The organism is Terrisporobacter sp. (assembly GCF_017888745.1).
Classification (GTDB): Bacteria; Bacillota; Clostridia; order Peptostreptococcales; family Peptostreptococcaceae; genus Terrisporobacter.
Map to the genome: position 1 here is coordinate 1 of NZ_JAGHFM010000024.1, position 11,324 is coordinate 11,324.

Genomic DNA, 11,324 nt, shown 5'->3' on the forward strand with positions numbered 1-11,324 from the left:
GATGAAATCTGTGAATTATGTGGATCGAATATGGTAATTAAATACGGAAGATTTGGTAAGTTTATGGCTTGTAAAAACTATCCTGATTGTAAAAATACTAAACCTCTAGTAAATAAATTGGGTATAAAATGTCCTAAGTGCAAAAATGGAGAAATTATACTTAGAAAGTCTAAAAAAGGTAAGGCTTTTTATGGATGTTCTAACTATCCAGAATGTGATTTCATAAGTTGGTATAAACCGACAGGTGAACTATGTAAAGAATGTGGTAGTTATATGATAGAAAAACAAACAAAAAATGAAACTAAAGAAGTATGTTCTAATAAAGAGTGTAAGGCTGAAGGAAAGACAATTGAATAATATTAAAAAAATGACAGAAAATTAAGAAAAGTAAAATCGATTAGTTGTTAATAACTTAATTCTATGTTAGAATAAAATGGGTAGAATAAAGTATTTAACTAAGAAGATAGAGAATATTGTAAAATTCTTGAAAACCTTAAACTTTGTTAAGGAGATGATTATATGGCAAGTGAAGTATTACAAAAGACAAGAAGAATTAATAAAACTCTTCAAACAAGCGGAGGTAGTAGTGTATCTTTTGACCTGTTAGCTGAGGCTTTAGGACAAGTATTAGGGGCTAATATATATGTAATAAATGCAAAAGGAAAAGTAATTGGTTTATATTTAAAAGATGTACAAGATAGTTCAGTTATTGAAGATGAAGAAACTAAGTTACAAATCTTCCCAAAAGCATATACAGATAGTGTTTTAAAGATAAGTGAAACTCTAGAAAATTTAACTGGAGAAAAGGTCTTAGAAATCTTCCCTTATGAACACGAAAGATTAGAAAAATATACTACTATAGTACCTATATTAGGTAGTGGACAAAGACTAGGAACATTAGTCTTATCTAGATATAATGACATATTTACAGATGATGACTTAGTTATTTCTGAATATAGTGCTACTGTCATGGGTATGGAAGTACTTAGAGCATTAAGTGAAGAAATGGAAGTTGAAATGAGAAAAACAGCAGTTGTTCAGATGGCAATAGGAACTTTATCTTATTCTGAACTTGAAGCTGTAGAACATATTTTCAAAGAATTAGAAGGAAATGAAGGTTTACTTGTTGCAAGTAGGATAGCTGATAGAGTTGGTATAACTAGATCAGTTATAGTAAATGCACTTAGAAAATTTGAAAGTGCAGGTGTTATAGAATCTAGATCTTTAGGTATGAAGGGAACTCATATAAAGATTCTAAACGATAAGCTTATTCCAGAATTAAATAAAGTAAGAAGTAATTACTAATAAATTAAAGGTATCTTATTTAGATACCTTTTTAATTATAAGGAAATTACATGCTATCTGTTCTTTGGATAACACATAATTTTCAACTTTGATACTTGATCAACGGACACAGTCGTTGGACACATGAAGTGGAGCGCCCAAGCAGTGGCTTAAGTAAAGTGAATTTTTTATGTATTTAGAACTTATAATTAATATAACTTATTAATAAATTTTACATTTTAACTTGTAATTTATAAATGAAATGATTATATAAGAAAAGAAAATTTATTTATACAAATATTATGATTATATAGTAAAGATAGAATTCATAATACCAATTAAATGCAAAGGAGGAGATAGTATGAAGCCTTTAGCAGATAGATTGAGACCAAAAGATATAAATGATATGGTAGGACAATCTCATATAATCGGAAAAGGGAAAATTATTAATAAAATATTAGAAAACAATAATATACCTAATATGATATTATATGGACCTCCAGGAACTGGAAAGACAACTCTTGCTAATATTATAGCTAATATAACAAATAAAAAATATGTTAAACTTAATGCTGTTAATTGTGGAGTTAAGGAAATAAAAGAGGTAATAGATTCTAACAAACAGGATTTATTTTCATATAATGGAATAATACTTATGTTAGATGAAATTCAAGCTTTAAATCGTAAACAGCAACAATCATTACTTGAAGTGATTGAAGATGGATCTGTAACATTAATAGCTAGTACTGCTGATAATCCATACTTTGTTGTTTATAAAGCTATTTTAAGTAGAAGTAGTATATTTGAATTTAAATCTATAAATAAAAAAGATATAATTAAGGGACTTAATAGAGCGGCAAATAAATTAAAATATTTATATACATATGACTCTATAAGTATAGAAGATAAAGCACTAGAGTATATTGCAGACACTTGTAATGGTGATATGAGAAATGCATTAAATAAATTAGAATTAGCCTTTAATATGGGAATAGATATTGCAACGAACTCAGTAAATATATCTTTAGATAGTGTTATAGATTGTTCTAGTGTAAAAATGTTAAATTATGATAAGGGTGGAGATGATGGTTACTCTATATTGTCTGCATTTCATAAATCACTAAGAGGCTCTGATCCAGATGCATCTATACACTATTTGGCGAGATTAATTAAAGCTGGTGATATTCAATCTATAACTAGAAGGTTATTATGTGTTGCTAGTGAAGATGTAGGTCTTGCTGTACCTCAAGCTATAACTATAACAGAAGCATGCGTTTCTGCTGCTTTACAATTGGGTTTTCCAGAAGCTAGAATTCCACTTGCTCAAGCTACAATATATTTAGCACAATGTCCTAAATCAAATTCAGTTATTAATGCAATAGATATGGCTCTTTATGATTTGGATAATATAGAAACAGGAGACATTCCAACTCATCTAAAAGATGCACATTATGCTGGAGCTAAAAATTTAGGAAGAGGCGTTGAATATAAATATCCTCATAATTATGCTAATCATTATGTAAATCAGCAATATTTACCAGATGCTATTAAAGATAAAAGATATTATAAACCATGTAACAATAAAAATGAAAAAGCTTATGATGATTATTGGACAACTCTAAAATATAACTCTGAAAATAAAAATAATATATAGCGTATGATGTAAAGTATTATATTTCTATAAGAACGTTAAAATTATAAATAAATAGAAAGTAAAGAAGGCTATTAAGAATAGATGAGAATATCTATTTTTGATAGCCTTTTTATAATACTAAATATATTCTTATATATCTTTACGTCCTTTTGTTTTTTCAAAGTTGTGTAAGTTATTTCTTTTAGTTATAGTTTTGCTACTATTAACTGCTTCATCTTGAGATGCAATTTTTGTATTAACTTCAGTATCATAAGGATCATTTGTACCTAATTCTTTAGCTATTTCCATTTTTTCATTTTCGTAATCCTTCATTTTTTTTGTGCTAGGTCTTTTTTTATTAGTCATTTGTATACTCCTTTTCATTATTATAAACTTATTATTTGTTTTATATTGTTTAAAATGCCTATAAAACATTACCAATAAAAATTTATAATTTTTTGATATATATAAGATGAATTTTTAATTGCAAGTAAGATTAAATACACATATGATTAAATATATAGGGAAATTTTGTTAAATTTATAAAATAGTTAAAAGATTAATAATTGATAAAAATTTAATATATTATATTAAGATAAAAACTTTATATGAAGAATACCAGGGGGAATGTTAATGATTCAGAGACTTAATAGTAATTATCATAAAAGAGTTGTTAAATACTTGAATAAAGAAAAAGAAGTTAATATATTTTTATTAGGGGATATAGAAAGATATGGATATGATAGTTTCTTTTTTAGTATATATGGAGACATAAATGATAAAGGCGAAATTAAAGGTATCTTATTAAAATGCTTTGAATTTATAATTTTTTATGCGTATGATGATTTTGATGTGGAAGAGTTTGCTCAATTCATAAATAATAGTGGATGTGAAGAAGTTTGTGGAAAATCAGAAGCACTAGAAATGTTAGAAGATAGATTAAATTTAAGAAGGTATAGAAAAGTAAAAATATTTAAATTAGTAAATAAGAATTTATTACCAGCTTATAAAAAAGAAGATAATGTAAGGCTTAAAAAAATTAGATTTGGAAATTTAAATAAAGTTGTAAAATTGTACGAAGAAATTGATGAATTTGAAAATACAACAATTGATAGTATTAAGTCTAGTTTAAAAACTGGAAGAGGATATTGTATTGAGAAAGGAGGAAAGGTTGTATCTATGGCCAAAAGTACTTCAGAAAACAGAAATAATGCGATGATAATAGGGGTGGGAACTCACCCTAAATATAGACATCGTAAATTTGCGACTAAATGTCTTATAAAAATATGTAATGAGTTATTAGAAGAAAATAAAGTACCTTGTCTATTTTGTGATAATGAGAAAGCAGGTAATATGTATAGAATGTTAGGATTTGAAAAAATAGGACACTGGAGTATATATAGGTCATAATTACTATGAAAAATATAATTATTTTGGAAAAATAAAGATAATTTCAGTTTTGAGTTATCTTTATTTTTTTCTGGGTATATATTATATTGAGATTAAAATCATAAAATTTTAATTCTGATAAAAATAGTCAGAAATAAATCTTGACAAAATTGGTATGAAATAATACAATATAGTCAAATAAATTCATACTATTTTAGTATGAATTGTATTTGGTATAGAGGGTGATAAAAAATGAAATTATCAACTAAAGGTAAATACGGACTTAAGGCAATATTTGAATTATCTCTACATGTAGATGAAGGGCCTATCCCTTTAAATATAATTGCCAGTAAACAAAAAATACCAGAACAATATTTAGAACAAATATTTTCGACTTTGAAAAAATCACAATTGATAAAAAGTGTAAGAGGAGCTCAGGGTGGATATCTTCTAAACGGAGATGCTAGAAAAATAACAGTTGGAGATGTACTTACTATATTAGAAGGTCCAGTAGCTTTGTCTCAATGTATAATAGATGAAACTGCTTGTGAAAATTCAAATGACTGTTCTACAAGAATAGTTTGGGAAAAGTTAAAACAAGGCATCGAAGAAGTACTAAACTCCATTACACTACAAGATATGATTGATGATTATATGAAGAGAAATAATGACATAAAAACTAAAGAATTTGATATAACAAATTTAATGAATAATAAAAAATAGGAGATGACTATTATGGAAAAAAGAAGATTATATATGGATTATTCAGCTACTACTCCAGTTAAAAAAGAAGTATTAGATGAAATGATGCCATACTTAACTGATTATTTTGGCAATGCTTCAAGTTTTCACTTATTTGGAAGAGAAACTAAGACAGCTTTAGACAAAGCTAGAAAACAAATAGCATCACTTGTAAATGCAGACCCAAATGAAATATTCTTTACTAACGGTGGTACTGAAAGTGATAACTGGGCATTACAAGGAGCAGCTTTTGCAAGAAAAAATAAAGGAAATCATATAATAACAAGTAAAATAGAACATCATGCTATACTTCATACTTGTGAATATTTAGAAAAAGTACATGGATTTGAAGTTACTTATTTAGATGTAGATGCAGATGGTATAGTAGATATAGAACAATTAAAAAGAGAAATAAAAGATACTACAATATTAGTGAGTATAATGTATGCTAATAATGAAATAGGAACAATACAACCAATAAAAGAAATAACTGAAATAGCTCATGAGCATGGTGCATTAATGCATACAGATGCTGTTCAAGCAGCAGGGAATATACCAGTTGATGTTAAAGAATTAGGTGTAGACTTAATGAGTATGTCAGGTCATAAAATATATGGACCAAAAGGAATAGGTTCTTTATACATGAAAAAAGGTGTAAGAATACAAAACCTAATCCATGGTGGAGCTCAAGAAAGAAGAAAAAGAGCTGGTACTGAAAATATTCCTGCAATAGTTGGCTACGGAAAAGCTGCAGAAATAGCTAAAGGAAACATGGAAAGTCATATATCAGAATTAACTAGACTTAGAAATAAACTAATTGATGGAGTATTAGAAAGAATACCTCACACAAGATTAAATGGTCATAGAACTAATAGATTACCAGGGAATGCAAACTTTTCATTTGAATTTATAGAAGGTGAAGGAATACTATTATTATTAGATCAGTTAGGAATAGCTGCATCAAGTGGATCAGCTTGTACATCAGGTTCATTAGATCCATCACACGTTTTAATGTCAATAGGATTAACTCATGAATGGGCTCATGGTTCTTTAAGACTTACAGTAGGTGATTTTACTACAGATGATGATATAGATTATATATTAGAAAATTTACCAGGTGTAATAGAAAGACTTAGATCATTCTCACCTTTATATCAAACTTATTTAAAAGAACAAAAAAATAAATAGTTAATATATGTACAAAAGATGATTATAAAAATAAATTAATGGAAATAACTAAACAATTAAAATTGTTAGGAGGACAGGATTATGCAATATAGTGATAAAGTAATGGATCATTTCTTAAACCCAAGAAATGTTGGACAAATAGAAAATGCAAGTGGTGTTGGAGAAGTAGGAAACGCTAAATGTGGAGATATAATGAAAATATATCTAGATATAGAAAATGAAATAATAAAAGATTGTAAATTCCAAACATTTGGATGTGGATCAGCAATAGCTTCTTCATCAATGGCTACTGAAATGGTAATAGGAAAAACTATACATGAAGCTCTAGCAGTAACTAATAAAGCAGTTGCTGAAGCTTTAGATGGACTACCACCAGTAAAAATGCACTGTTCAGTTTTAGCAGAACAAGCTATAAAAGCAGCATTAATAGATTATGCTCAAAAAAATAACATTCATATACCTGAATTAGATGGCGTAGTAATAGACGATGATCATGATCATCATCATGATATAGAAGAAGACTAGAAACTATTATAAATTAAAATCTTTGGGGAAAAGCCCAAAGATTTTTTTATGGAGAATAATAAAGTATCTGAAGATTTATTAGATTTAAGTTTATCTAATTGACTGTTTGCAATTAAAATTATGCTTTTAAAAATTATTAAAAATATATATAATATATAAAATGAGGTGATTAAAAAATGAGCAAAAGAGTAATGATAGGTATGAGTGGTGGAGTAGATAGTTCTGTTGCTGCTTACTTACTTAAGGAACAGGGATATGAGGTAATCGGCGTTACCATGAAATTATGGCAAGACGATGAAGAATATGATTTAATAGAAAATGAAGGTGGATGTTGTTCTCTTGAAGCAGTAGAAGATGCTAGACATGTTGCAGAAAAACTAGGAATACCATTTTATGTATTAAATTTTAAGGATGTATTCAGAGAGAAAGTTATAGATTACTTTATAGATGAGTACTTACAAGGTAGAACGCCAAATCCTTGTATAGCTTGTAATAAACATATAAAATTTGATGATTTATATAGAAGAGCAAGAGAGCTAGGTTGTGATTATGTTGCAACAGGGCATTATGCAAAAATAGAAAAAGATGAAGAAACAGGAAGATATTTACTTGTTAAATCTGTTACTGATAAAAAAGATCAAACATATGCATTATATAACATGACTCAAGAACAATTAGAGCATACACTTTTACCAATAGGATATTATGAAAAAGATAAAGTAAGAGAAATGGCAAAAGAATTAGGTTTAGATGTTCATAATAAACCAGATAGTCAAGAAATATGTTTCGTAAAAGATAATGACTATGCAAATTATGTTAAAAGACATGCAAAAAAAGACATAAAAGAAGGTAATTTTGTAGATACTAAAGGAAACATACTAGGAAAGCATAAAGGGATAGTATTTTATACTATAGGTCAGAGAAAAGGCTTAGGTGTAGCATTTGGTAAGCCTATGTTTGTTCTTGATATAGATCCTAATACAAATAATGTTATACTAGGTTCTAATGATGATTTATTTAGTAAAGAACTTATAGCAAAAGATGTTAACTTAATAAAAATAGATGAAATAACAGAACCAATAAGAGTAGAGGCTAAGATTAGATATTCTGCAAAACCAGCTGCAGCTACAGTTTATAACAATGGTAAAAATTCTGTTAGAATAGTGTTTGATGAGCCTCAAAGAGCTATAACAAAAGGACAATCTGTTGTGATGTATGATGGAGATGTTGTAGTAGGTGGAGGAATTATTGACAAAAGTTTATAAATTCTCTTGATAATGAACTAAAAGTTTAGTAGAATTATTTTATACAAATATAACTTTATAAATTACTTAAATACAATGAAAAGAAATAGTAAAATATTTGAAGTCTTCACAGAGAAGGAGAAATGGTGAGAACTCCTAGAATAGAATATTTGAAGCAGTCTTGGAGTATCAATCTGGAAATTAAGTATAGGTTGACGGTAGTTACGTTATAACTAAGGTTTTCCGAAGATATCATATTTTATTATGATAATTAGGGTGGTACCGCGAAAATATCTCGCCCCTATATAGTTTTATATAGGCGCGAGTTTTTTTATTATAAGGAAATTATATGTTATATAAGGAAATTATATGTTATCTGATCTGTGGATAAAATATAATTTTCAACTTTGTTACTTGAGCAACGGACGAAGTCGTTGGCTATATGAGCGAAGTGAAATTTTTATTTTATAAGACAATATATTTAATAATTTTGGGTAAATATATTACTTAGTTATTAAAATATATCAAATTACATATTATACAACTTTATTTAAGTTTTATTAAAAAAATAAAAATAATACTAAGATAAATTAGAGGAGGTAAAAATGCAAAAATTAGGTTGTAATGAAATTAGAAAAAGATTTTTAGAATTCTTTGGATCAAAGGGACATTATGTTGGTAAAAGTTCATCTTTAATACCAAATAATGATAAAAGTTTATTACTTATAAACTCAGGTATGGCACCACTTAAAAACTACTTCGCAGGAGTTGAAGTACCACCAAGCAAGAGAATGTCTACTTGCCAAAAATGTATAAGAACAGGTGATATAGAAAATGTAGGTAAAACTGCTAGACATGGTACATTCTTCGAGATGTTAGGAAATTTCTCATTTGGAGATTACTTCAAACCAGAAGCTATAACATGGGCATGGGAGTTTATAACTAAGCACCTAAATATACCAACTGATAGATTATGGGTAACTGTTTATTTAGATGATGATAGTGCTCATGATTTCTGGGCGAAAGAAATAGGAGTGCCAGAAGATAGAATAGTTAGATTAGGTAAAGAGGATAATTTCTGGGAAATAGGGCTTGGACCATGTGGACCATGTTCGGAAATTTATTTCGATAGAGGTGAAAAATATGGATGTGATAATCCAGACTGTAAACCAGGATGTGATTGCGATAGATATTTAGAGTTCTGGAACTTAGTTTTCACACAATTTGATAGACAAGAAGATGGTACTTATCCTGAACTTGCAAACAAAAACATAGATACAGGTATGGGTCTTGAAAGAATGGCTTGCATAATGCAAGATGTAGATAATATATTTGAAATTGATACTATAAAATATATTATCTCTGGAATAGAAGAACTAGCAAATGTAAAATATGGTGAAGATGCTAAAAAAGATGTATCTATAAGAATAATAACTGATCACATAAGAGCTATGAGTTTCTTAATAGCAGATGGTGTATTACCTTCAAATGAAGGAAGAGGATATGTTCTTAGAAGATTATTAAGAAGAGCTGCTCGTCATGGAAAGTTATTAGGAATAAAAGAAGATTTCTTATACAGATTATTTGACAGAGTTAAAACTGTAAGTGGGGAAGCCTATCCAGAATTAGTGGAAAAAGAAAATTATGTTAAAAAAGTTATAAAAATAGAAGAAGAAAAGTTCAATGAAACTATAGATCAAGGTAGTGAAATATTAAATTCTTACATTGAAGAATTAAAATCTAATAATGAAAAAGTATTAAGTGGAGAAAATGCATTTAAACTTTATGATACTTATGGATTCCCAATGGATTTAACTAAAGAAATTCTTGAAGAACAAGGATTTGATATAGATGAAGAAGCTTTTAATGCTGAAATGGAGGAACAAAGACAAAGGGCTAGAAAAGATAGAGGAAACATGGAAGATGAAAGTTGGAAAGAAGATCCACTATCTAAATTAGATGAAAGTATAGCAAGTACATTTGATGGATATGTCAACTTAAATAAAGAAGGTAATGTAACAGCTATCGTTAAAGAAGATGAAATAGTTAATAATATAAACGAAGGTGAAAAAGCGATTATAGTTCTAGATGAAACTTCATTCTATGCAGAAGGTGGAGGACAAGCTGGAGATATAGGTACTTTAGAAAATGAAAATGCTATATTTGAAGTTGTTGATACTAGAAAAGGTGCAAATAATACTATAAAACATATAGGTATTGTTAAAAAAGGTTCTATAAATGTAGAAGATAAACTTGAGTCAAAAGTAAATAAAGAAGTAAGAATGGCTTCTGCAAGAAATCATACAGCTACTCACTTATTACATGAAGCTTTAAAACAAGTTTTAGGAGATCATGTGAACCAAGCAGGTTCTCTTGTTACCCCAGAAAGACTAAGATTTGACATAACTCACTTTGAGCCGATATCAAAAGAAGAATTAAAACTTATTGAAGAAAAAGTAAATCAAGCTATTTTAAATTCATTAGATGTAAATTGTGAAATAATGAACATTAAAGATGCAAAAGAAAAAGGAGCTATGGCACTATTTGGCGAAAAGTATGGTAATGAGGTTAGGGTAGTTTCTATGGGAGACTATTCAATAGAGCTTTGTGGTGGAACTCACTTAAGTAATACTTCTCAAGTAGGATTGTTTAAAATATTATCTGAAGGTGGAGTAGCAGCAGGAGTAAGAAGAATAGAAGCTATAACAGGTCATGCTGTTTATGAATATTTAACACAAAGAGATAATATGATAAACGATGTATGTGTAGCTTTAAAAACTAAAGAAGATAATTTAGTCCAAAGAGCTAGCAACTTAGTTGAGGAAAATAAATCTTTAGCTAAAGAATTACATGATACTAAAACTAAGTTAAACTTACAATCAGTTGATGCATTACTTGATTCAAAGATAGAAGTTAATGGAGTAAACTTATTATGTGCTAAATTTGAGAATATAGATATGAATACATTAAAAGAAACAGCAGATACTTTAAGAGATAAAGTAGGAAGTGGTGTTGTTGTTCTTTCAAATGTAGCTGATAATAAAGTCAACTTTGTAGTTACTGCTACTAGTGATGTAATTCAAAAAGGTATACATTCAGGAAATATAGTAAGAGAGGTTGCTAAAATAGCTAATGGTAAAGGGGGAGGTAGACCTAATATGGCCCAAGCTGGAGCAACTGATATATCTAAAGTAGATGAAGCCTTAAGTCATGCAAGTGAGATAATAAAAAGCCAAATAAAATAACCAAGAAGGGGGAGTTATTTTGGATAATAATTTAGATTATACAGTACAATTTAATGGTGTTACAAATAATAAAAA

At 28.3% G+C, this 11,324-nt stretch carries 10 protein-coding genes and 1 other annotated feature; of the genes, 9 read left to right on the forward strand and 1 reads right to left on the reverse strand.

The annotated features are described in order from the left end of the window. From J7G74_RS00795 to J7G74_RS00805, 3 genes are all read left to right on the forward strand, one after another. Positions 1-357, forward strand: a 357-nt coding sequence (locus J7G74_RS00795; protein ID WP_297130513.1) for a DNA topoisomerase family protein, incomplete at its 5' end; no start/stop codon positions are given. A 162-nt stretch (positions 358-519) separates the two neighbouring features. Then, positions 520-1,305, forward strand: coding sequence for a GTP-sensing pleiotropic transcriptional regulator CodY (gene codY / locus J7G74_RS00800; protein ID WP_297130516.1), 786 nt, complete (start codon positions 520-522; stop codon positions 1,303-1,305). 340 nt (positions 1,306-1,645) lie between these two features. After that, complete coding sequence (locus J7G74_RS00805; protein ID WP_297130519.1) at positions 1,646-2,938, forward strand: replication-associated recombination protein A; 1,293 nt, start codon at positions 1,646-1,648, stop codon at positions 2,936-2,938. 129 nt (positions 2,939-3,067) lie between these two features. On the opposite strand, the gene J7G74_RS00810 is transcribed toward J7G74_RS00805, so the two are convergent. After that, a complete protein-coding gene (locus tag J7G74_RS00810) occupies positions 3,068-3,283 on the reverse strand; it encodes a hypothetical protein (RefSeq protein ID WP_297130522.1) in 216 nt (71 codons plus the stop codon). Positions 3,284-3,550: 267 nt separating this feature from the next. Between J7G74_RS00810 and J7G74_RS00815 the strand changes: the two genes are divergently transcribed. From J7G74_RS00815 to alaS, 6 genes are all read left to right on the forward strand, one after another. Next, positions 3,551-4,327, forward strand: a complete 777-nt coding sequence (locus J7G74_RS00815; protein ID WP_297130525.1) for a GNAT family N-acetyltransferase — start codon at positions 3,551-3,553, stop codon at positions 4,325-4,327. 231 nt (positions 4,328-4,558) lie between these two features. Beyond that, positions 4,559-5,029, forward strand: a complete 471-nt coding sequence (locus J7G74_RS00820; RefSeq protein ID WP_297130528.1) for an RrF2 family transcriptional regulator — start codon at positions 4,559-4,561, stop codon at positions 5,027-5,029. Between the two features lie 12 nt (positions 5,030-5,041). Next, positions 5,042-6,235, forward strand: coding sequence for a cysteine desulfurase NifS (nifS, locus tag J7G74_RS00825; RefSeq protein ID WP_297130531.1), 1,194 nt, complete (start codon positions 5,042-5,044; stop codon positions 6,233-6,235). Positions 6,236-6,316: 81 nt separating this feature from the next. Further along, the gene (nifU, locus tag J7G74_RS00830; RefSeq protein WP_297130534.1) at positions 6,317-6,760 is read left to right on the forward strand and encodes a Fe-S cluster assembly scaffold protein NifU; all 444 of its coding nucleotides are present in this window, start codon (positions 6,317-6,319) and stop codon (positions 6,758-6,760) included. 176 nt (positions 6,761-6,936) lie between these two features. Next, entirely contained in the window at positions 6,937-8,025 is a 1,089-nt protein-coding gene (gene mnmA, locus J7G74_RS00835; protein WP_297130537.1) for a tRNA 2-thiouridine(34) synthase MnmA, read from the forward strand. A 66-nt stretch (positions 8,026-8,091) separates the two neighbouring features. Beyond that, positions 8,092-8,310: a binding site (T-box leader), on the forward strand. A 299-nt stretch (positions 8,311-8,609) separates the two neighbouring features. Beyond that, positions 8,610-11,249 (forward strand): alanine--tRNA ligase, encoded by a 2,640-nt coding sequence (gene alaS / locus J7G74_RS00840; protein ID WP_297130540.1) that lies wholly within the window; start codon positions 8,610-8,612, stop codon positions 11,247-11,249. The last annotated feature ends 75 nt before the right edge of the window (positions 11,250-11,324 follow it).